The sequence below is a fragment of the Herbidospora cretacea genome (genome assembly GCF_001570605.1).
Lineage (GTDB): Bacteria > Actinomycetota > Actinomycetes > Streptosporangiales > Streptosporangiaceae > Herbidospora > Herbidospora cretacea.
Map to the genome: position 1 here is coordinate 224,980 of NZ_BBXG01000005.1, position 20,489 is coordinate 245,468.

Below are 20,489 nucleotides of genomic sequence, written 5' to 3' on the forward strand. Positions count from 1 at the left end.
ATGACGCGACCCGTCCCGGTGATGGTCGGCGGCGACCTGCTCGACCGGGTCGAACGGCTCCACCACGTCCTGGTGACCTTCCCCGGGACCCGGGGCGGCACCACCCTCAGCGTCGCCCTCGACCCCGAGCGGACCGTCGTCGCCGGGGGAACGCTCCACCTGGAGGGCTCGCTCACCCTCGACCGGCGGCCGGTCCGGTGTGTGGCCGACGTCGACCTGACCACCGGCACCGGTCTGGGGATGGTCGCATGAGCTCCCGCCAGGACCGGCTGAGGGAGATCATGGCCCGCCGCCGCGCCGAGGCCGCCGCGCCGGAGCCGCGCCGGGTGGGGCCCGGCGAGACGGTGCCCGCGTCCTTCGCCCAGCGCCGGTTGCTCTTCCTCGACACCCTCGGCGGCCCGTCCGCCGCCTACAACGTGCCGCTCGTCTTCCGGCTGACCGGCCCGCTGGACATCGTCCGGCTGCGCGCCGCGCTGCGGACCGTCCACGAGCGGCACGAGGCGCTGCGCACCCGCTTCACCGAGGCCGGTGACGGCGTGGTGGCCCAGACGCCCGGCCCGCCCGGCGACCTGGCGGAGGAATCGGCCGCTTCCTGGGAACGGGCGCGGGAGCGGGCCGTGGAACTGGCCGCGATCCCGTTCGACCTGACCGGCGGCGAGCTGACCCGGCAGACCGTCATCAGGATCGGCGACGACGCCCACCTGCTGGTGCTGGTGCTGCACCACGCCCTGTCCGACGGCTGGTCGGAGCGCGTCGTGCTCGACGAGCTGGCCGCCGCCTACGCCGGGAGGGCGCTGCCGGAACCGGGCCCGCAGTACCGCGACCACACGGCATGGGAGTACGAGTCGGCCGCCCTCGGCCGGTTCGAGGACGGGCTGGCCTACTGGTCGCGGACCCTCGCGGGGGCGCCCGCCGACCTTCGGCCGCCCGGCGACCGGCCCCGGCCCGTGCGGCCGTCGGGGCGCGGCGGCACCCTGGCGGTCGAGCTGCCGCCGGTGACCGTGAACGGCGCGACGCCGTTCATGGTCGCGCTGGCCGCGCTGGCGGTCCTGCTCCAGCGCTACACGGGCAGCCGTGACCAGGTCGTCGGCGTCCCGGTCGCCAACCGGGAGCGGCCGGAGTTCGAGCGGACCGTCGGGCTGTTCGTCAACTCGGTCGCGCTGCGGGTGACGGTGGCCGGGACCGTCCGTTCTCTCATCGGGGAGGTCCGCGACGCGCTGCTGGCCGCGCAGGACCACCAGGCCGTGCCGTTCGACGCGGTCGTCGACCGGGTGAGCGCGGGCCGGGACCCCTCGGTGACGCCGCTGTTCCAGGTGATGGGCAACCTGGAGGCGCACCTGGAGCCCTTCGCGCTCGGCGACGTCGAGGCGGTGCCCGTCCAGGTCGAGACGCCCACCGCCAAGTTCGACCTGTCGGTCCACGTGGGCCCCGGGCGGGCGACCTTCGAGTACGCCACCGACCTCTACGACCGGGCCACCGTCGCCCGGCTCGCCGGCCACTACGTGTCCGTGCTGGCGGCCTTCGCCGCCGATCCCGACCGGCCGCTGGCCGAGCTGGCCCTCTGTCCGGGCGAGGAGCGGGTGGACCTCGCCGCCGCCCGCTCCTTCGTCCCCGGTGCGACCGGGGGGACGGCGTTCCTGCTGGACGAGGACGGGCACGCCGTCCCGCCCGGCGTCACCGGCGAGCTGTGCTTCGACGGCGTCCGCAGCGGCCACCTGGCCCGGCGGCTGACCGGCGGCGGCCTGGAGTACGCCGGGGCGCGCGACCGGGCCGTCGTCCTCGACGGGGTCACGATCGCCCCCGACCTCATCGAACGCGCTCTCACCGAACGGGTGAGCGAGGCGGCCGTCGTCGTCCGCGACGGCCGGCTGATCGCGTTCGTGGTCGGCGACGCCGACGTCACGGACCTGCTGGCCGAACGGTTCCCGCGCTCGTGGCTGCCCGCCGCGGTCCACGTCGTGCCCGACCTGACCGACCTCACCGAGCCGCGGGCCCCGGAGGAGCCGTGGACGGACGCCGAACGGCGGGTCGCCGAGGTGTTCGAGGACGTCCTCGGACGTCCCGTCGGGCGGCTCGACGACTTCTTCTCCGTCGGCGGCCACTCCCTGCTGGCCATCAAGGCGGTGGCGCGGCTGGGCGACGGCATCCCGCTGCGCCTGCTGTTCGAGGAGCCGACCGTCGCCGGGCTGACCCGGGCGATGCAGACCCACGCGGCCGGGCCCGCGCGGCGGATCGTCCCGCACGACCCCGGCACGCCCGCGCCGCTGTCGATGAACCAGGAGCACATGTGGTTCATGGAGCAGGTACGCCCCGGCGACCCGCTCTACACGATCACCCAGGAGTTCGAGATCGAGGGCCCGGTCGACGTGCCCGCCCTGCGGGCCGCGCTGGCCGAGGTCGTCGCCGTCCACGACGTGCTGCGCAGCCGGATCGAGGTGGTCGACGGGGTCGCGGCGCAGGTGCCCGTGGAGGTCACCGAGGCCGACCTGTGGGACTCGGGCGGCCGAATCGACCTGGCCACCGGGCCGATGGTCAAGGCCGAGCTGGCGGGCACGCGGCTGCGGCTGCACGTCCACCACATCGCCTTCGACGAGTGGTCGGCGCCGGTCCTCTACCGCGACCTGGCCCTCGCCTACGAGGGCAAGCGCCTGGCCCGGCCGCCCGTGCAGTACGCCGACTACGCCCGCTGGCAGCGCGAGACCTACACCGCCGAACGGCAGGAGGCCGACCTCGCCTACTGGCGTGACCGGCTGGCCGGCGCGCCGACCCTGCTGCACCTGCCCCAGGACCGGCCGCGCCCGGCCGTGCGCTCCTACCGGGGCGGGACGTGGCGGCACCTGATCGGCCCCGGCCTGGCCGCGCGGCTGGCCGGGCTCGCGGCGGCCGAGGGCGCGACGCTCTACATGGCCCTGCTGGCGGCCTTCTCCGGAGTGCTCCACCGCTACTCCCGCGAGCACGACCTGCTGCTGGGCACCGGCGTCACGAACCGCGACTCCACCGAGGTCGAGCAGCAGATCGGCTACTTCCTGAACGTGCTGGTCGCCCGCTCGACGGTCACCCCGTCGACGACGTTCCGCGACCATCTGCGGGCCACCCGCCGCCACGTCCTGGACGGCTTCGCCCACCGCGACCTGCCGTTCGCCAAGCTCGTCGAGCACCTGGTGCCCGAGCGGTCGGCCACCCACAGCCCGCTCGTCCAGGTCGTCTTCACCATGCAGGACGAGGCCGGCCCGGAGCTGACGCTGCCCGGCGCCGTCGTGCGGCCGGTGCCGCCGGGTGACGCGCCGCTCGACATGGACCTGCTGCTGTCGGTGCGCAAGGTCGCCGCCGGGCTGGAGGTGCTGGTCGACTTCAACCACGACGTCTTCGACGCCGGGACGGCCCGGCGGCTGGCCGCCCACCTGGAGACCCTGCTGGCGTCGGCGGCCGACGACCCCGACGCCCCGCTGCTGCGGCTGCCGATGGTCGGCGCGGCCGAGCGGGCCGAGCTGATCGCCCTGGCCGAGGGCGCCGACCGGGCGCCCCACGACGTCACGCTCGTCCACCACCTGTTCGAGCGCCAGGCGGCGCGCACGCCGGACGCGATCGCGCTGGTGCACCGCGGCGAGCAGCTCACCTACGCGCGGCTCGACGGCGAGGCCAACGCGCTCGCCCACCGCCTGCGCGAGCTGGGCGTCGGCGCGGAACGCGTCGTCGGGATCGTCGCCGAGCGGTCTCCGGAGACCTTCGTCTCGGTGCTGGCCGTGCTCAAGGCGGGCGGCGCGTTCCTGCCGCTCGACCCCGTCCAGCCGCCGCTGCGGCTGCGGCACATGCTGACCGGGAGCGGCGCGGTCGCCGTGCTCTCCGCGACCGAGCTGGACGGCGTCGCCGTGGTCGACCCGCGCGGCCTGGAACCCCGCGCCGACGCGCCGCCGTGCGACGCCCACCCCGAGAGCCTGGCCTACGTCCACTACACCTCGGGCTCGACCGGCCTGCCCAAGGGCGTGGCGCACAGCCACGCCGCGATGGCGGCCCTCATGGGGTGGGACGGCGAGGACATCCCGGTCCGGCCCGGCGGGTCGGTCCTCCAGTACAACGCGCTCACGTTCGACCCCTCGTTCCTGGAGATGTTCTCCGCCTGGCAGGCCGGGGCGCGGCTGATCGTGCTCGACTCCGACGAGGCCCGCAAGGACGCGGGGGCCGTGCTCGACCTGCTCGAACGCGAGCAGGTCGAACGGTGGGGCGCCGCCTACTCGGGGGTGCTCAACGTGGTGACCTGGGCCAGGGAGCAGGGGCGGCCCCGGCGGCTCGCGCTGCGGTCGCTGATCTCCGGAGGCGAGTCGCTGCGGGTCACCTCCGACCTGGCGTCGTGGTTCGCCGGCCTGCCCGGCTGCCGCCTGATCAACCACTACGGCCCGACCGAGGTGAACACCGCCAGCAGCCACGTCATGGACGAGATCAGCGAGGGCCTGGCCCCGCCGATCGGCCGCCCCGGCTACCGGACCCGCTTCTACCTGCTCGACGAGCACGGCGACCTCGCGCCCTCGGGCGTGCCCGGCGAGCTGTACATCGGCGGCGCGCACCTCGGCCGGGGATACGTGGCCCGGCCCGACCTGACCGCCGACCGGTTCCTGCCCGACCCGTTCAGCGACGAGGCGGGGGCCCGGCTCTACCGGACCGGCGACGTGGCCCGGCTGCGTACCGACGGGGAGCTGGAGTTCCTCGGCCGGGCCGACGCGCAGCTCAAGCTGCGCGGCTACCGGATCGAGCCGGAGGAGGTGGAGGCGTGCCTGGCCGAGGGGCCGGGAGTGATCGAGGCCGCCGTCACCGTGGCGGGCCAGGCGCTGGTCGCCCTGCTGGTGGCCGGCGACGGCCACGACCCCGACGCGCTGCGCGACGCGCTCGCCCGGAAACTGCCCGACTACATGATCCCCGCCCGTTTCACCGTCGTCCCCGCGCTGCCTGCCACCTCCAGCGGGAAGCTCGACCGGTCGGCGCTGGCCGGGCTCGCCGGGCCGGGCGCCGCGGAGTCGTTCGCGGCGCCGAGGGGTGAGCTGGAGCAGCGGATGGCCGGGCTGTGGCAGCGCGCGCTCGGCGCCGAGGCGATCGGCCGCGACGACGACTTCTTCACCCTCGGCGGACACTCGCTGCTGGCCACCCGGCTGGTCGCGCAGGCGCGGTCGGAGTTCGGCCGGGAGGTCTCGGTCGGCGACCTGTTCGACGCGCCGACGCTGGCCCGGTTCGCCGCCGCCGTCGCCGCCGCTCCCCCGGAAGGTCCCGCTGTGGTGCGCAGGAGGGCACGCTCATGACCATCACCACCATGTACGACTGGTTCGCCCGCTCGGCCGCCCGGTTCCCCGGCGAGACCGCGCTGGAGGTCGCCGGCGACCGGCTCACCTACGCCGAGCTGGCCGCCCTGTCCGACCGGTGCGCCACCCGCATCCTGTCGGAGTGCGGCGGCGCGCCGCCCCGCCGGGTCGGGCTGCTGTGCGGCCGGACGGTCTCCGCCTACGCGGGCTACCTGGCGATCCTGCGGCTGGGGGCGACGCCCGTGCCGCTGAACCCGGCCTTCCCCGAGGAGCGCAACCGGACGATCGCCGCGCAGGCGCAGCTCGACCTGATCGTGGACGACGACCTGACCGGCGGCCTGGGCGGGATCGACCTGCCCGGCGGGCCGGGAGCCTCCCCCGACGACGTCGCCTACCTGCTGTTCACCTCCGGGTCCACCGGGACGCCGAAGGGCGTGCCGCTGCTGCACCGCAACGTCGTGCCGTTCGTCCGCTACCTGATCGGCCGCTACCCGGCCGGGCCCGGGGCGCGGCTCTCCCAGGCGGCCGAGCTGACCTTCGACCCGTCGGTGCACGACATGTTCCTGGCCTGGGGCACCGGAGCGGCGCTGGTCGTGCCGACCCGCGCGGAGCTGCTCGAACCGGTGGAGTTCGTCCGGCGGACCCGGCTCACGCACTGGTATTCGGTGCCCTCGGTCATCTCCTCCGCCGACCGGCTGGGCGCGCTCCGGCCCGGGACCATGCCGACGCTGCGGTTCAGCATGTTCGCCGGGGAGCCGCTGACGCTGGCCCAGGCCCGCGCCTGGCGGGCGGCCGCGCCGGACAGCGAGATCGACAACATCTACGGGCCGACCGAGCTGGCCGCGTGCTGCGACTACCGGCTCGACCGCGACCCGGAGCGGTGGCCGGTCACGGCCAACGGCACGGTGCCGATCGGGCTGCCGTACACGGGGATGGAGTACCTGCTGCGCGACGGCGAGCTCTGCATGCGCGGGACGCAGCGCTTCCCCGGCTACCTCGACCCGGCCGCCAACGCCGGCCGGTTCGTCGCGGGCGACCGGGTCTGGCGGGAGGCGGCCACGCCGCCCGCCGACGCCTGGTACCGGACCGGCGACCTCGTCTCCGAGCACGACGGGGCGCTCGTCCACCTCGGACGGCTCGACCACCAGGTCAAGGTGCGCGGGCAGCGGGTCGAGATCGGCGAGATCGAGGCCGCGCTGCGGCGGCTGCCGGGGATCCGCGACGCCGTCGTGGGGGCCCATGACGACGGCGAGTCGGGCCTGGAGCTGCGGGCGGCCTACACCGGGCTGCCGCACCGGCCCGCCGAGCTGGCCGCGACGCTCGGGCGCACGCTGCCCGCCTACATGGTCCCCGCGCTGGTGGAGCACTTCGACGAACTGCCCCTGACCTTCAACGGCAAGATCGACCGCTCGATCGTCACCGCCGTGCTGTTCGACCGAGCAGAAAGCTGATTCATGTCCCAGACTGTGACGGACCGGCTGGTCACACTGTTCCGCGAGGTGACCGGCGAAGACGGCCTCGGCGCCGGCGACGACTTCTTCGACCACGGCGACTCGATCCTGGCCGCCCGGCTCATCATGCGCGTCCGGGCCGAGTTCGCCCGCGACGCCCCGCTGAGCGCGATCTTCGAGGGGCGCACCCCGGCCGGGCTGGCCCGGCTGCTCACCGGGGACGCCGGAGGGCTCGCGCCCATCCCAGCGGCCCGGCGGCCGGCCCGCCTGTCGTTCGCCCAGGAACGCCTGTGGTTCCTGCACCAGCTCGACCCCGGCGACCCGGCGTACAACGAGCCGCTGGTCTACCGGGTGAAGGGCGAGCTCGACCTGCGGGCGCTGCGGTGGGCGCTGCGCCGCGTGGTCGCCCGGCACGAGGCGCTCCGCACCGACCTGGTGCTGGAGGACGACGTGCCGGTGCAGCGGGTGCGCGCCGAGTTCGAGGTCGAGTGCGAGGAGGAGCCCGGTTTCTCCCCGGAACGGCTGGTCGCCGAGATCCGCCGCCCGTTCGACCTGGGCGGCTCTCCCCTCGTGCGCGGCCGGGCCTTCCGGGTCGCCGGGCGCGAGTGGGTGCTGCTGTTCACCCTCCACCACGCCGTCACCGACGGCTGGGCCAACATGGTCTTCCTGCGCGAACTGGCCACCGGCTACCGCCTGGCGGTCACCGGCGCGGCCGACGCGGAGCCGCCGCTCGCCGCCCAGTTCTCCGACGTCGCCGCCTGGGAGCGGCAGGCGGTCGGGGAGACGGCCGGCGGACGGCTGGAGCAGTGGGCGGAGATCCTGCGCGGCGTACCGGGCACGCCCGCGCTGCGGCCCGACCGGCCCCGCCGCCCCCGGCCCACCCACGCGGGCGACGAGGTGCTGTTCGACCTGGAGCCCCGGCTGGCCGGGGCCGCCCGCGCGCTGGGCGTCTCGACCTTCACCTACACCCTGGCCGTCTTCACCGCCGTCCTGCACCGCTGGACCTCGGAGAACGACCTGGTCGTGGGGATCCCGTCGGCCAACCGGCCGCACCCGGACACCGAGTCCATGATCGGCTTCTTCGTCAACACCCTGCCGATCCGCTCCCGGTACGACGCCGCCGAGCCGTTCACCGCCTTCCTGGGCCGCCTCGACGCCGCCGTCCGGCGGGCGACGGCCCTGGAGGACGTGCCGTTCGAGCAGGTCATCCGGACCCTGGGCAGCGGCGGCAGCGGCGGCTTCCTGCCGCTCGTCCAGGTGATGTTCGCCTTCCAGAACACCTTCGACCGGCGGCTCGCCCTGGAGGGCCTCGACGTCGAGATGGAGCACACCCACAACCGCGCCGCCCGGTTCGAGATGACCATGTTCGTCACGCAGGCACCCAGCGGGGTGCTCGAATGCGAGCTGGAGTACAACACCGACCTGTTCGACCGGAGCACCGCCGAACGGTTCGTCGCCGCCCACCGGACCGTGCTCGACGGGGTGCTCGCCGACCCGCACCGGCCCGTCGGCGACCACGACCTGCTCCCGGCCGGTGAACGCGACCGGCTGCGCGCCTGGAACCGGACCGAGGCGGCCTTCCCGGACGTCCCCCTGCACACCCTGATCGAGGCGCGCGCCGACGAACGGCCGGACGCGGTCGCGGTCGCCTGCGACGACGGCGAGATCACCTACGCCGAGCTCGACCAGCGGGCCAACCACCTCGCCCACCGCCTGCGCGCCCTCGGCGTCGGCCCCGACGCGGTCGTCGCCGTCTGCCTCGACCGCTCGATCGTCCTGGTCGCCGGGCTGCTGGCGGTGCTCAAGGCGGGCGGCGCCTACCTGCCGCTCGACCCGGCCACCCCGCGCCTGCGCCTGGACGCCATCGCCGCGGGCGCGGGCGCCCGGTGGTGCCTGACCTCCTCCGAGCGGCTCGACGCCGCGCCGCAGGTGGAGCACGTGCTGTGCCTGGACGCCCTCCGGGGCCTGGACACCGCCCGCCCGGACGTCCGGGTCGAACCCGAGCACCTGGTCTCGCTCTACTCCACCTCCGGCTCGACCGGGACGCCCAAGGCGGTGGCCAGCACCCACCGGGGCTGGGTCAACCGGATGGCGTTCATGCAGCGCCACCATGGCCTGCGGCCGGGCGAGACGGTGCTGCACAAGACGACGCTGACGTTCGACGACTCGGCGCTGGAGCTCTTCTGGCCGCTGATCGAGGGCGGCCGGATCTGGCTGATCGCCCCCGACCTGCACCGCGACCCGCGCGCCGTCCTCGACGCCGCCGCGCGCAGCCGCACCGTCCACCTCCAGGTCGTGCCGAGCATGCTCGCGATGATCGTGGACGCCCTCGACGAGGAGAGCGCCGCCGGGCTGGACGCGCTGCGCACCGTGGTCTCCAGCGGCGAGGCGCTCTCGGGCGACCTCGCCCGCCGGTTCCGCGAGGCGCTGCCGGGCGTCCGGCTCGACAACACGTGGGGCGCCACCGAGGTGTCGATCGACTCCACCACCCACACCGCCGTCCCGGCCGACTTCGCGGAGCCGGGCGCGGTCAGCCTGGGCCGTCCCTTCGACAACAACGAGATCCACGTCCTCGACGGGACGCTGGCCGAGGTCCCGATCGGCGTCACCGGCGACCTGTACATCGCGGGCACCGGCCTGGCCCGGGGGTACGCCGGGGATCCCGCCAAGACGGCCGCCGCCTTCCTGCCCCACCCCTTCCGGCCCGGCGAACGGATCTACCGCACCGGCGACCGGGGCCACCGCCGGGAGGACGGGTCGCTGATGTTCGCCGGCCGGACCGACCACCAGGTGAAGATCCGCGGCATGCGGGTGGAGCTCGGCGAGATCGAGGCCGTGCTGGCCGGGCACCCGGGCGTCAGCGAGGCGGTGGCGGTGGTGTCGGCCGGCCGGGTGGTCGGCTACGTGACCGGCGACGCCGACCCCGACCTGCTACGACAGCGGTGCGCCGACTGGCTGCCGTCCCACATGCGCCCGGTGGCCGTGCTGGCGCTCGACCGGCTGCCGCTCACGCCGAACGGCAAGGTCGACCGGGCGGCGCTGCCCTCCCCCGACATGGCCGCCGAGACCGACGCCGAGCCGCCCCGGGGGCCGGTGGAGGAGATGCTCGCCGGGGTCTGGGCCGAGGTGCTCGGCGTCGACCGGGTGGGCTCCGGCAGTCAGTTCTTCGAGCTGGGCGGCCACTCGCTGGCCGCCGCCCTGATGGTCAACCGGCTGCGCCGGGAGCTGGGGCTCGCGGTGCCCGTCCGGTCGGTCTTCCTCCACCCGGTGCTGCGCGACCTGGCCGCCGAGGTGGAGGACCTGCTGCTGGAGACCGGCGACGAGGTCCCCGCATGATCCCGCTCACGCCCGGCCAGATCCGCGGCTCCTTCGTCAACCTCTCGCGGCGGCAGGCCAAGGAGCTGTCGGTGCCGCCGCTGGAGGAGGTCGAGTGGGACTGCCTCGACTTCTTCGCCTGGCGGCACGGACGCGCCGCCGACCGCTCCTACCTCGTGGCCGAACACGAGGGCCGGCTCGTCAGCCTGGCCCTGCGCACCACCGAGAAGAAGGGCCTCACCCCGCGCAGCGGCATGTGCGGCGTCTGCTGCACCGTCCAGGAGGGCGGCAACTTCGGCCTGTTCGTGGCCACCCGCGCCGGCGCGTCCGGCCGCGCGGGCAACTCCGTCGGCATCTACCTGTGCGGCGACCTCGACTGCTCCCTGTACGTCCGCGGCATCAAACCCCGCGTCACCCGCAAGCAGATGGGCGAGACGCTGCCGCGCCGCGACCGGGTCGCCCGCCTGCAGCTCAACCTCGCCGAATTCATCGGCAAGGTCCTCGAAGAGTGAAGGGGGAGATCCCGTGCCACTGATCGCGAGTTCACTGACCGACGCCGGCCGGGCCCACACCCTGTTCGACCGTTTCCCCGGCTACGCCGCCGCCCTCGACTGGGTGCGCGACTTCGTCGGCCGGCGCGATCCCCGCATCATGCGCCCAGGAGCGGTGTGCCCCAGGGTGGGCAACGCCTTACGCACCAACACGATCCGGCTGGTCAGCGCGCACACCCCGGCGTCGTCGCCGGAGGAGGCGCAGGAGACCGGCCGGGCGCTGATCGACCTGTTCCACGAGCAGTTCCCGACGCCGCAGGCGCGCCGCACCGGCGCGCTGCTCTGCCTGTTCCCCGAGCTCGACCCCGCGCGGGCCGGGGAGTTCATCGACGGGGGCCACCGGCTGCTGCGGATGGAGTTCGTCCGCCGGGGGCTCATGCTGGGCGAGTTCCACCCGGAGAGCCTGGTGGCCAGCGTTCACAACCCCGGCTTCGTCGTCATGGCCTCGCCCGTGCCGATGTTCGCCGTGCGCGCCATCAGCCCGCACGACCTGCTCTTCCTCGACACGCCCGCCCACCCGGCGGCGGCGCGGTCCGAGTACCTGACCTGGTACCTGCACTACCTCGGCCACCAGCTCGGCGAGGAGTCCCGGCGCCGGGTGGCCGCCCGCCTCGACGCGCTCTCCACGGAAAGGTGATCACGTGCTGGACACCGTCGTCGTCCGCAGGCGGGTCGACCCCGACGCCCGCCTGCGCCTGATCTGCCTGGGCTTCTGCGGCGGCGGAGCCGCGTCCTACCTGCACTGGGACCCCGTCATGCCGCCCGGGGTCGAGCTGGCCTCGGTCTGCTACCCGGGCCGCGAGGGCCGCTTCGCCGCCGACTACGCGCGCGACTGGACCGAGCTGTCCGGCGACGCCGTCGCCGCCGTCCGCTCGGCCGCCGACCTGCCCTTCGTCCTGTACGGCCACAGCATGGGCGGCTGGATGGCCTTCGAGGTGGCCGCCCGCCTGGAACGGGAGGGCGGCCCGCTCCCCGAGGCGGTGGCCGTGTCGTCGGTCAACGCGCCCAGCCGGGGCCTCACCGAACGCGACAAGTACCCCTCGCAGCACGACACCGACGAGCAGCTCATCGCCTGGATCAGAACCCACGGCGTGGCCGCCGAACACATCCTGGGCGACCCCGACCTGCGGGAACTCGCGCTGGAGCTGATGCGCGCAGACCTGCGGGTCCGCGACACCTTCTTCCACCGGCCCGGCACCCGGCTCGGCGTGCCGCTGCAGGTCCTCACCGGCCTGACCGACACGGTGGTGGTGCCGGAGGCCAGGGCCCAGTGGAGCGAGCTGACGACCGGGCCCTTCCGCTACGACGAACTGCCCGGAGGCCACTTCTTCACCCCGGAGGTCTGGCGCGAGCTGCCCGGCCACATCGCGGCGCTGTCCCGCAACCACGGTTGCCCAACCGGAGTTGGCCATTAGAGGATGCGGGGATGCCGGACCTCACCCTGCTCTTCACCGCCCTCGCCGCCGCCTGCGAGGAGCGGGTCCGGGCCCGGATGGCCGAGGCCGGCCATCCGGACGTGCGCCCGGTCCACGGTTACGTCTTCCAGCACCTGCTCACCGGCCCGGTCCGGGTCACCGACCTGGCCGGGCTGCTCGGCATGACGCCGCAGGGGGCGTCCAAGGTCGCGGCCGAGATGGAGCGGATCGGCTACGTCACCCGGCGGGTGTCCGGAGACGACCAGCGGGTGCGCGCCATCGAGCTGACCGAGCGGGGCCACGCGGCCGTCGAGGCCGGACGGGCGGCCCGGCGGGCGGTGACCGGCGAACTGCTGGCCGGCCTGCCCGACCCCGAGCCGCTCCTGGCCGCGCTGACGGCGCTGTCCGACCGGACGGGCGCGCTCGACGACCTCATGGCGCGCCGGCTGAAACCCTGACCGCCGCCATCACGCGGTCGTCGAGGACCTTCTCGCTGCCGTCGAACGTCGCCATGACCACCCGCTGCTCCGCCTTGAGCGGGATCGGCCGCCATTCGGCGGGGTCGAGCACGGCCAGGATGTCGAAGTGGTCGACGACCAGCAGGGTCCCGCCCGGACGGACGGCCGCCGCGAGGGCGGGGACGATCTCGTCCAGGGCGTGGACGTAGTTGGTGCAGACCAGGTCGTAGCTCCCGGCGGGGGCGGCCCAGGTGGTGAGGTCGGCCTGCTGCCAGGTGATCCGCCCGGCGACCTCGGCCGGTTCCCTCGCCGCGAACGCGCGGGCGTGGTCGAGCGCGACCGAGGAGATGTCGACGGCCGTCACCTCCCAGCCCTGCCGGGCCAGCCAGATGGCCTCGGGCCCGGCGCCGCACCCGGCGTCGAGCGCCCGGCCCGGCGTCAGGCCCGCCGCGACGGTCGTCACGTAGGGGTTGGGGTCGTGGTGCAGCGCGGCGTGGTGGGCGGTCTGGTACTTGTTCTCCCAGAAGTCCCGGTCGAAGACCTCGTCGTGGTCGGGGTGGTGGTGGTTGTGCGTGTGCTCGGTCATGCCGTGGCCTCCAGTACTGCCTGACGGGTCTCTTCCGCGATCAGGTCGGCGTTGATACGTGCTCCGGCCATCGCCCCGGCCGCCGCCGAGCCGCCCACCTGGGCCGCCAGGTCGGTGACGTTGCCCGCCACCCACACGCCCGGCACCTCGGTCTGGCCGTCGGGCCGGGCGGGGATGTGCTCGCCCACGCCCATCGGGTGTTCCACGGCCTTCAGGCCGAGCCGTTCCAGGAAGGACGTCCGGGCCACCAGCCGGGTCGCGACCGCCACCGCGTCGCGGGCGACCACGGTGCCGTCCTTCAGGCGGACGCCGGTGATCCGGTCGTCGGCGATCTCCAGGGCCTCGGCCTCGCCGGGCACCACCCGGACGCCCCGCGCCTCCAGCTCGGCGGCCTGCTCCTCGGAGAGCGGGCCCGCCGTGTGGGTGAAGAGGACCACGTCATCGCTGAGCTGGCGGAACAGCAGCACCTGGTGGACCGCCATCGAGCTGGTCGCCAGGACGCCGATCGCCCGGTCGCGGACCTCCCAGCCGTGGCAGTAGGGGCAGTGGACGGCGTCGCGGCCCCACCGCTCCCGCAGGCCGGCGATCTCGGGGAGCACGTCCACCAGACCGGTCGTCACCAGCAGGCGGCGGGCGCCGACGCGCCGCCCGTCGGCCAGGACGACCGTGAAACCCGGTTCCACGTCGACGACCGAGCCGGTGGCGAGGTGGCCGCCGTACCGCTCGACCTCGGCTCTCCCCCGGGCCAGCAGTTCCGCCGGAGGGGTGCCGTCGAGGGCGAACAGGCCGTGGACCTGCGCCGCGGGTGCGTTGCGGGGCTCGCCCGCGTCGATGACCAGAACCGATCGGCGGGACCGGGCCAGCATGAGAGCCCCGTTGAGCCCCGCCGGACCGCCCCCGATCACCACTGCGTCGTAGGTGTCGTTCATGGGTCCAATGTGCGGCGGAGCCGGGCGAAAGCGCAAATGTTGTTGCCGATCTGGCAAACTGGAGGGGTGATGGACGACATCGGCCAAGCCCTCGACGCGGTCGGCCCCCGCCTGCGGGCGCTGCGCCGGGACCGCGAGACGACCCTGTCGGCGCTGTCGGAGGCGACCGGCATCTCGGTCAGCACCCTGTCCCGGCTGGAGTCGGGCGCGCGGCGGCCCACACTCGAACAGCTCCTGCCGCTGGCCCGCGCCCACGGCGTCACGCTCGACGAACTCGTCGACGCCCCGGCCACCGGCGACCCGCGCATCCATCTCCGCCCGACCATCCGCAACGGGATGACCATGCTGCCGCTGACCAGGCGGGCGGGCGGACTCCAGGCGTACAAACTGGTCCTCGCCCCAGGAGCCCGGGGCGAGCCCGAATTGAAGACGCACGAGGGGTACGAGTGGCTGTACATCCTCAACGGACGACTGCGCCTCCTCCTCGGCGAACACGACGTGATCATGGAACCGGGCGAGGCCGCGGAGTTCGACACCCGGGTCCCCCACTGGTTCGGGGCGGTCGGCGACGAACCGGTCGAGTTCCTGAGCCTGTTCGGCACTCAGGGCGAGCGCATGCACCTGAGGGCCCGCCCGAAACGGAAGGAGACGTCATGAGAGCACTGGTCGCGAAACTCTGGAAGTCGCTGCGGGGGCCGCTCCAGTGGCGGCTGCTCTACTTCACGCAGGCCAAGTTCATGGTCGGCGTGGTGGGCGTGATCCGCGACGACGACGGCCGGATCCTCCTCCTCAAGCACCGCTTCTGGCCGGAAGGCCGCCAGTGGGGCCTGCCCACCGGCTACGCCAAACGGGGCGAGACCTTCGAGGACACCGTCGTGCGCGAGGTCATGGAGGAGACCGGCCTGAAGGCACAGGTCAACCGGCTGGTGCGGGTCGAGAGCGGGTTCCGGCTGCGGGCCGAGGTGGCCTACGAGGGCGAGCTGCTCGGCGGCGTGCTGGCCCTCAACCCGACCGAGATTCTCGAAGCGGGCTGGTTCCCTGCGACGGGCCTCCCCGAGGAGACCATGCCGGGCCACCGCCAGCTGGTCGCGGCGACCACCGACCAAAGCCGGTAGCGCCTCGGCGTCAGACGCCGGAACCGCGGTTCCCCCCGGTCCGCAGGCGCGCCTGGACTCCGTGGTCGGCGAGGACGTCGCGCAGGAGGGCGCGGCAGGCGGCGTCCTCGTCACCGAAGACACGCAGGCCGGATCGCTGGCCGCGCTCGCTGTAGTAGACGTGCCAGCCGTTGGGGCGCTCCACCAGGCAGTAGCGTTCGTCGAGGTCGCGGCCGATGGAGTGGACGTCGATGCGCAGGGACGCCAAGTGGGCGGCGAGTGTCTCCAGCGTCCAGGTCACGGGAGAAGACTACGTTCCGGGGACACGGCACCCCGCCCGTCTGCACGACGGTCGGCACACTGCGGATCGGCAGCGTGGTTCCTAGGGTGCCTGGTACCCGGTTCGAACAGGGCGGCTAGGAGTTCCTGACCATCCGCTCACCGCCGAGCGAGAGCAGCAGGAACATGTCGAACGCGTGGACATCCGACTTGTCCATGCGGCGGATCGCCTCGATGGCCGTCTTCGCCTTGGTCACGTGTTCGAGGGTCTCCGCGCGGACCGCGTCGTATCCGGGGTCGTAGTCCGCGGCGTGCCGGAGCTGCTGGAGTTCGCTGAACGACTCGGAGAGCAACGTCAGGTCGGGGTCGACCTGGCCGTTGAGGCTGAGCAGTCGGGTCACCGCCTCGGGCGCGCTCTTCTTCTTCGCGATGGCCTCCACCCATCGGGCGGTCTGGCGGAAGTTGCCGTGCGCGTACCACCGGCTGACGGTGTGCCGGTGATCGTCTCGACCGTCTCCCACCACGCGCCGCGTGCCCTGGCCGACGAGTTCGTGGAAGACCGCGTAGTAGGCGGTCGAGGTCGCCCGGCGCAGGTGCGCGGTCCGGGATCCCCCGGAGCCGGCCCGGCCCGCGATCTGGCGGGCGAGGTGCAGGTACTCCTCGGACTTGAAGACGCGCATCACGCGTCCTCCGTCCCGGGCAGCGGCGCGGTGCCCGTCTCATCGTCGTGGTCGGGTTCGACGCGGCCCCTGTCCGCCCATTCCCGGGGAGAGTAGAACCTGGTGTAGACGTAGTGGTCCAGGCCGTTTTCGAACGCCAGCCTGTTGCAGTTCATGCCCAGGGCGTGGCACACCATGGTGTCCCAGCCGTCCTCGCCCGCCTCGCCGTCCATGACGATGTAGGCCCACAGCCCGTCCTCGCCCTCGGAGTCCACCATCGGCTCCAGGGTCACCTGACGGACCCCCAGGTCGCCCGGGATCTCGGAGGTGCGGATGGCCTCGGCCAGTTCGGTCAGGGTCTTGGACCAGTCGTCTGCGCTCATGACACGCATTGTTCTGAGTTGCATACGTCTAGTAGACCACCGACATGGTCTCCTTGTCCTCTGTATGCATTCTTCGCGCACCCCCATATCCAAATGGCCATGAGAAGCTGATCGGCATTTCCCTTATGTGTGGCTAGTATGGATTCCCCCGAACCGGGGTTACTGGGACCGTTTTGCGCTGGAGAGGTAATTGGCGCGTATCCAGGTTGGGGTCTTGGGACCCACGATCTTGCGGCGTGACGAGGACGACGTCCATCTGAAGCCCTACACGATCAAGCTCCTGCTCCGGCTGGTCGCCGCCGAGGGAGAGTCCGTTTCGGCCGAGGTTTTATATCGCGACATTTGGGGCGAGCCCGTAAATGGGCGAATAACTCGCGCTAATCGGACAGAGGTCCAGAAGCGGATCGTCGAGCTGCGCAAGGCGCTCCCGGACGATCACGCGCTCCGCACCGAGCAATTGCTCGCAACACATGGCTCAGAATCCGCATATCGCCTCATATTGGACGCCGAGCAGCTCGATTGGCTGGAATTCGCCGATCTCGTCAACCGCGCCGCCTACGCCGCCCCGGCCATGGCCGCCGCGCTGCTCACCAAGGCGCTGGGACTGTGGCGGGGGCGGCCCCTCGCCGACATCCCCCACGCGGCGTTCGCGCGGGGGCTGGCCCGGCGGCTGACCGAGCTGCACACCTTCGCGCGGCGGGAGCTGATCCGGGCCCACCTGGAGCTCGGCCACCCGGACCTCGCGCTCCCGATCGCCGAGCGGCTCAGCGAGGAGCGGCCGGACGACCCGGCGGCGGCCAAGACCCTGGCCGAGGTCCGGGCGCGGATGCGGGAGCGGAGCGGGCACGTGCTGCTGCGGCGCGAGTTCAGCGATCTGCGGGTCACCCTGCTCGTCCAGCACGGCGACCTGTTCGACCAGAACGACGCCAACCTCGTGGCCGGCTTCAGCGACACCTTCGACACCGCCACCGAGAACGACGTGGTCATCGCCCAGGACAGCGTGCAGGGGCAACTGCTGCACCGGATCTACGCGGGCGACCGGGGAGAGCTCGACCGGCAGCTCAAGAACGGGCTGCGCGGCGTCGAGCGGCTGTCCCGGGAGGAGCGGCAGGACAAGCAGCGCGGCAAGCTGATCCGCTATCCGCTCGGCACGGTCGTGCCCCTCCCGCTGCCCGGCCGCCGGATCTTCGCCCTCGCCTACAGCAGGCAGAGCAACGACCTCGTCGCGCGCTCGACGCCGGCCGACCTGCGGCGGGCGCTGAACTCGCTGTGGGCCTCGGTCGCCGTGCACGGGCTGCACCGGCCGGTGGCGATCCCGATCATCGGCTCCGGTCTGGCCCGGGTGACGGAACTGTCCAGGGAGCAGCTCGTCATCATGATCGTCGACACCTTCCTCGCCGCCTGCCGCCGGGCCCCCACCAGCCCGGAGCTGCGGATCGTGGTCCGTACCGAGGAGCAGGCCAAGCTTCGGATGGACGACGTGGAACGTTTCATCGAGACCCTCGGCAACGACGGACGAGGACCGCATGCCTGACGACACCATCCGGGCCGACGTGCTGGAGATCCTCGGCGACGCCCTGGGGTGGGAGCTGCCGGCCGCGCACTGGGACGGCGTCGCCGACCTGGCCGGGGCGATGGCCGCCGCCTACGAACGGGGTGACGCCGCCGCCGTGGACGCCGCCGTGGAGGCCCTCGACCTGCTGGGCCCCGACCGGATGCACCGGCTGGGCGACGTCCCGGTCGTGCCGCCGCCCCCGAAGGTGCGCGAGTTCGTCAACCACCTCGTCCACCGCATCACCGAGGACGCCGACGAGTGATCCACGACCAGCAGTTCTTCGCCCACCTCTACCTGCGGTCCACCTCCTACCAGGGTGTGCGGGACCTGTGGGACGCGTGCGGACCGCATCTCGACCTGACCGAGCCGATCTCCGCCACCAGCCTGCCCCCTGCCCTCCCGGCGTCGGTCACCGATCTGCCGCCCGACGGCGAGGTCGCGGTGGCCGCCGTGGAGCGGCCCGGCGGCGAGTGCCAGCTCATCCTGCGCCGCCACCACGACCTGCTCAACCTGTCCGTGGCGCTCGCCCCCGCCGCCGCGCGGGCCCCCGAGAACGGCGACTGGGTCTGGTGGCGGCGGCTGGGCCACCAGTGGGCGGCGCTCGTCGCCAGGCACCTGCCCGCTCCGCTCGGCGAGGTCCGCGTCCACCTAGCCCGGACCGACGACGAGCCCGCCGAGCGGCTGACCGCGCTGCTGTCCCCGCTGCTCCCCACCGTCGCCCGCGACGACGCGGGACCCCCTGTCATCACCCGCGACGGCCTGCTCTGCTGGGAGACCGCGACCGCCGACGACGACCGGGCGGTCCGGCACCTCGTGGTGGCGGCGCCGCCCGAGCTCGACGAGGTCGCGAGCGCGTGGGTGTGGTCGCGCGGCGACACCGTGATCCCGCCGCTCGCCCGCGCCCTCCTGCACGCCGCCAAGATCCGCTACGAACTGCGGGTCTGGCGGGGCTCCGGCCGCGACCACGCCCGGTTCGTCCCGGCCGACCTGCGGGACCTGCGGCGGACGGTCACCATCGCCGCCGACAACCTCGCCGCCTCCGGCGGCCCCTTCCCGGACGACACCGACCTGGCGGCCTGGTTCCTGCGGCAACTGGAACACGACATCGGCTACACCGAGGCCGCCCGCGAACGCGCGGCCCCCTCCCTCACCAAGAAGAAGGTCACCGACGTGCCGAAGCCCGACGACACCGACTACCGGCGCAGCGTCTTCGTCGTCCACGGCCGCGACGAACCGGCCCGCAAAGCGCTGTTCGACTTCCTGCGGGCGATCGGGCTCAACCCCCTGGAGTGGGACCAGCTCGTCGGCATGACGGGACACAGCTCGCCGACGCTCAGCCAGGTGATCAGGGTCTGCCTGCCCCAGGCCAGGGCCGTCGTGGTGCTGCTGACGCCCGAGGACGTCGTCCGGCTGCATCCCGAGCTGCACGAGCCCTTCGAGAGCGAGGCCGAGACCCGGGAGGGCATGCAGGCCCGGCCCAACGTGCTGCTGGAGATGGGCATCGCCCTGGGAGTGAACCCCGAGCGGACGGTGATCCTGCTGGTCGGCGAGCACCGTCCGGTCACCGACCTGGGCGGGATCAACTACATCCGGGTGACCGACGGGCCGGGCTTCCGGCAGAAGCTCGTCAGCCGGTTGAGGTCGGCGGGCTGCGACGTCCGCGACGGCGGCACCGACTGGCTCACCACGGGAGACTTCGCGTCGCTCGCCGCCCACCGCCGCACCCCAGCAGGCGGTCGCGGGGACTGACCAGCTCCACCCGCAGCCGGTGGACGGCCAGGGGAAGGTCGAGCCGGTGCTCGGCCGACACCACGACGACCGAGCCGGTGGACCAGGGCCGGAGCCAGACGACCACCCGGACCGCCGGCCCGCCGGGTCCCGCCGTCACGAACGCGACGGCGTCGGCGATCGGAAGCGCGCGGGAAGCACCCCCGAAGCGGACATCGTCGCACGATGTGTGGCATGCCGGACAACGCCGAAACGATCCTCGACAACCAGTCGGACGACATCCCCATCGTGATCGCCTCCGACGGGACCATCCATCCCGCCTCCAGCGGGGAACGCGGGGTCTCGATGCACGACGCCAAGGGCGACTTCCGATGACCGACTACGACTTCGTGATCCCCCAGGGGCTGCTCATCCTGGGCGGTGACACCAGGGCCCGGCTCCTCGTCGAGCAGGAGAGACTCCAGGCCTACTTCCCCCAGTTCACGCTCACCCGGAAGGCGGGCAGCGGCAAGATCCGGGCCAGGGGCGTGCTGACCACCAACGCGGGCCGGCGCTACCCGGTGAAGATCAAGCTCCCCGAGCGCTACCCGCACGTCATCCCGAAGGTCTTCCCGGTCGACTGGGACTCGCGCAGCCCCCACTCCTACGTCGACGGCCACCTCTGCCTCATGCGCGACGACCAGTGGCGGAGCTACTTCTCCATCGCCGTCGCGGTGGCCAAGTCGGCCCTGTGGCTCAACAAGTTCGACGTGTGGAAGCGCGAGGGCTACTGGCCCGGCAACGAGCAGGAGCACTGAC

Annotated in this window: 21 protein-coding genes; 15 read left to right on the plus strand and 6 right to left on the minus strand. The window is 73.3% G+C overall.

Going from position 1 to position 20,489, the window contains the following annotated elements; translation table 11 throughout:
• The 8 genes from AW270_RS12010 to AW270_RS12045 are packed head-to-tail and all read left to right on the plus strand — an operon-like array spanning position 1 to position 12,478.
• A complete protein-coding gene (locus tag AW270_RS12010; protein ID WP_157521865.1) occupies positions 1–252 on the plus strand; it encodes a hypothetical protein in 252 nt (83 codons plus the stop codon).
• Positions 249–5,288 carry a non-ribosomal peptide synthetase gene (locus tag AW270_RS12015; RefSeq protein WP_061293928.1) on the plus strand — a complete coding sequence of 1,680 codons (5,040 nt, stop codon included), beginning with the start codon at positions 249–251 and terminating at the stop codon, positions 5,286–5,288. Before AW270_RS12010 ends, AW270_RS12015 begins: the two co-directional genes overlap by 4 nt.
• Entirely contained in the window at positions 5,285–6,739 is a 1,455-nt protein-coding gene (locus AW270_RS12020; RefSeq protein ID WP_061293930.1) for an AMP-binding protein, read from the plus strand. Before AW270_RS12015 ends, AW270_RS12020 begins: the two co-directional genes overlap by 4 nt.
• 3 nt (positions 6,740–6,742) lie before the next feature.
• A complete protein-coding gene (locus AW270_RS12025; protein WP_082801494.1) occupies positions 6,743–10,075 on the plus strand; it encodes a non-ribosomal peptide synthetase in 3,333 nt (1,110 codons plus the stop codon).
• The gene (locus AW270_RS12030; protein WP_061293934.1) at positions 10,072–10,566 is read left to right on the plus strand and encodes an FBP domain-containing protein; all 495 of its coding nucleotides are present in this window, start codon (positions 10,072–10,074) and stop codon (positions 10,564–10,566) included. Before AW270_RS12025 ends, AW270_RS12030 begins: the two co-directional genes overlap by 4 nt.
• 13 nt (positions 10,567–10,579) lie before the next feature.
• Positions 10,580–11,242, plus strand: a complete 663-nt coding sequence (locus AW270_RS12035) for a DUF6875 domain-containing protein (protein WP_061293936.1) — start codon at positions 10,580–10,582, stop codon at positions 11,240–11,242.
• Positions 11,243–11,246: 4 nt separating this feature from the next.
• On the plus strand, positions 11,247–12,020 hold the full coding sequence (locus AW270_RS12040) for a thioesterase II family protein (RefSeq protein ID WP_061293938.1): 774 nt from the start codon (positions 11,247–11,249) through the stop codon (positions 12,018–12,020).
• 11 nt (positions 12,021–12,031) lie between these two features.
• A complete protein-coding gene (locus AW270_RS12045; protein ID WP_063819180.1) occupies positions 12,032–12,478 on the plus strand; it encodes a MarR family winged helix-turn-helix transcriptional regulator in 447 nt (148 codons plus the stop codon).
• Here AW270_RS12045 and AW270_RS12050 read toward each other — a convergent pair.
• Both AW270_RS12050 and AW270_RS12055 read right to left on the minus strand, forming a co-directional pair.
• Positions 12,453–13,064, minus strand: a complete 612-nt coding sequence (locus AW270_RS12050) for a class I SAM-dependent methyltransferase (RefSeq protein ID WP_061293939.1) — start codon at positions 13,062–13,064, stop codon at positions 12,453–12,455. The genes AW270_RS12045 and AW270_RS12050 overlap by 26 nt on opposite strands.
• Positions 13,061–13,993 carry an NAD(P)/FAD-dependent oxidoreductase gene (locus AW270_RS12055; RefSeq protein ID WP_061293941.1) on the minus strand — a complete coding sequence of 311 codons (933 nt, stop codon included), beginning with the start codon at positions 13,991–13,993 and terminating at the stop codon, positions 13,061–13,063. The genes AW270_RS12050 and AW270_RS12055 overlap by 4 nt, the downstream gene beginning before the upstream one ends.
• Before the next feature lie 69 nt (positions 13,994–14,062).
• Between AW270_RS12055 and AW270_RS12060 the strand changes: the two genes are divergently transcribed.
• Together AW270_RS12060 and AW270_RS12065 are read left to right on the plus strand one after the other, a co-directional pair.
• Complete coding sequence (locus AW270_RS12060) at positions 14,063–14,650, plus strand: helix-turn-helix domain-containing protein (RefSeq protein WP_061293944.1); 588 nt, start codon at positions 14,063–14,065, stop codon at positions 14,648–14,650.
• Entirely contained in the window at positions 14,647–15,108 is a 462-nt protein-coding gene (locus tag AW270_RS12065; protein WP_061293945.1) for an NUDIX domain-containing protein, read from the plus strand. The genes AW270_RS12060 and AW270_RS12065 overlap by 4 nt, the downstream gene beginning before the upstream one ends.
• A gap of 10 nt (positions 15,109–15,118) precedes the next feature.
• On the opposite strand, the gene AW270_RS12070 is transcribed toward AW270_RS12065, so the two are convergent.
• The 3 genes from AW270_RS12070 to AW270_RS12080 all read right to left on the minus strand — a co-directional run bounded on the left by AW270_RS12070 (position 15,119) and on the right by AW270_RS12080 (position 16,408).
• A complete protein-coding gene (locus AW270_RS12070; protein ID WP_061293946.1) occupies positions 15,119–15,388 on the minus strand; it encodes a hypothetical protein in 270 nt (89 codons plus the stop codon).
• A gap of 115 nt (positions 15,389–15,503) precedes the next feature.
• The gene (locus AW270_RS12075) at positions 15,504–16,046 is read right to left on the minus strand and encodes a hypothetical protein (RefSeq protein ID WP_157521867.1); all 543 of its coding nucleotides are present in this window, start codon (positions 16,044–16,046) and stop codon (positions 15,504–15,506) included.
• Entirely contained in the window at positions 16,046–16,408 is a 363-nt protein-coding gene (locus AW270_RS12080; protein WP_157521869.1) for a hypothetical protein, read from the minus strand. Before AW270_RS12080 ends, AW270_RS12075 begins: the two co-directional genes overlap by 1 nt.
• A 499-nt stretch (positions 16,409–16,907) precedes the next feature.
• Here AW270_RS12080 and AW270_RS12085 point away from each other — a divergent pair, with 499 nt between their 5' ends.
• Genes AW270_RS12085 through AW270_RS12095 form a run of 3 tightly spaced genes read left to right on the plus strand, consistent with a single transcriptional unit; the run spans position 16,908 to position 19,712 of the window.
• A complete protein-coding gene (locus AW270_RS12085; protein ID WP_245674678.1) occupies positions 16,908–17,942 on the plus strand; it encodes an AfsR/SARP family transcriptional regulator in 1,035 nt (344 codons plus the stop codon).
• Positions 17,935–18,225 carry a CATRA system-associated protein gene (locus AW270_RS12090; RefSeq protein ID WP_061293954.1) on the plus strand — a complete coding sequence of 97 codons (291 nt, stop codon included), beginning with the start codon at positions 17,935–17,937 and terminating at the stop codon, positions 18,223–18,225. Before AW270_RS12085 ends, AW270_RS12090 begins: the two co-directional genes overlap by 8 nt.
• Positions 18,222–19,712 carry a CATRA conflict system CASPASE/TPR repeat-associated protein gene (locus AW270_RS12095; RefSeq protein WP_061293956.1) on the plus strand — a complete coding sequence of 497 codons (1,491 nt, stop codon included), beginning with the start codon at positions 18,222–18,224 and terminating at the stop codon, positions 19,710–19,712. The genes AW270_RS12090 and AW270_RS12095 overlap by 4 nt, the downstream gene beginning before the upstream one ends.
• On the opposite strand, the gene AW270_RS39495 is transcribed toward AW270_RS12095, so the two are convergent.
• Positions 19,645–19,851 carry a hypothetical protein gene (locus AW270_RS39495; protein WP_169807298.1) on the minus strand — a complete coding sequence of 69 codons (207 nt, stop codon included), beginning with the start codon at positions 19,849–19,851 and terminating at the stop codon, positions 19,645–19,647. The two genes, AW270_RS12095 and AW270_RS39495, sit on opposite strands and share 68 nt — an antisense overlap.
• 74 nt (positions 19,852–19,925) lie before the next feature.
• Here AW270_RS39495 and AW270_RS38645 point away from each other — a divergent pair, with 74 nt between their 5' ends.
• A complete protein-coding gene (locus tag AW270_RS38645; protein ID WP_157521873.1) occupies positions 19,926–20,066 on the plus strand; it encodes a hypothetical protein in 141 nt (46 codons plus the stop codon).
• Entirely contained in the window at positions 20,063–20,488 is a 426-nt protein-coding gene (locus AW270_RS12100; protein ID WP_061293958.1) for a type II CBASS E2 protein, read from the plus strand. Before AW270_RS38645 ends, AW270_RS12100 begins: the two co-directional genes overlap by 4 nt.
• The last annotated feature ends 1 nt before the right edge of the window (position 20,489 follow it).

Bases quoted from the DNA above. Each gene is read 5' to 3' on its own strand.
- AW270_RS12020 (WP_061293930.1), top strand. From the start codon at position 5,285: ATGACCATCACCACCATGTACGACTGGTTCGCCCGCTCGGCCGCCCGG.
- AW270_RS12100 (WP_061293958.1), top strand. From the start codon at position 20,063: ATGACCGACTACGACTTCGTGATCCCCCAGGGGCTGCTCATCCTGGGC.
- AW270_RS12055 (WP_061293941.1), bottom strand. From the start codon at position 13,993: ATGAACGACACCTACGACGCAGTGGTGATCGGGGGCGGTCCGGCGGGG.
- AW270_RS12010 (WP_157521865.1), top strand. From the start codon at position 1: ATGACGCGACCCGTCCCGGTGATGGTCGGCGGCGACCTGCTCGACCGG.
- AW270_RS12050 (WP_061293939.1), bottom strand. From the start codon at position 13,064: ATGACCGAGCACACGCACAACCACCACCACCCCGACCACGACGAGGTC.
- AW270_RS38645 (WP_157521873.1), top strand. From the start codon at position 19,926: ATGCCGGACAACGCCGAAACGATCCTCGACAACCAGTCGGACGACATC.
- AW270_RS12045 (WP_063819180.1), top strand. From the start codon at position 12,032: ATGCCGGACCTCACCCTGCTCTTCACCGCCCTCGCCGCCGCCTGCGAG.
- AW270_RS12080 (WP_157521869.1), bottom strand. From the start codon at position 16,408: ATGAGCGCAGACGACTGGTCCAAGACCCTGACCGAACTGGCCGAGGCC.
- AW270_RS12060 (WP_061293944.1), top strand. From the start codon at position 14,063: ATGGACGACATCGGCCAAGCCCTCGACGCGGTCGGCCCCCGCCTGCGG.
- AW270_RS12090 (WP_061293954.1), top strand. From the start codon at position 17,935: ATGCCTGACGACACCATCCGGGCCGACGTGCTGGAGATCCTCGGCGAC.
- AW270_RS12075 (WP_157521867.1), bottom strand. From the start codon at position 16,046: ATGCGCGTCTTCAAGTCCGAGGAGTACCTGCACCTCGCCCGCCAGATC.
- AW270_RS12065 (WP_061293945.1), top strand. From the start codon at position 14,647: ATGAGAGCACTGGTCGCGAAACTCTGGAAGTCGCTGCGGGGGCCGCTC.
- AW270_RS12025 (WP_082801494.1), top strand. From the start codon at position 6,743: ATGTCCCAGACTGTGACGGACCGGCTGGTCACACTGTTCCGCGAGGTG.
- AW270_RS12015 (WP_061293928.1), top strand. From the start codon at position 249: ATGAGCTCCCGCCAGGACCGGCTGAGGGAGATCATGGCCCGCCGCCGC.
- AW270_RS12030 (WP_061293934.1), top strand. From the start codon at position 10,072: ATGATCCCGCTCACGCCCGGCCAGATCCGCGGCTCCTTCGTCAACCTC.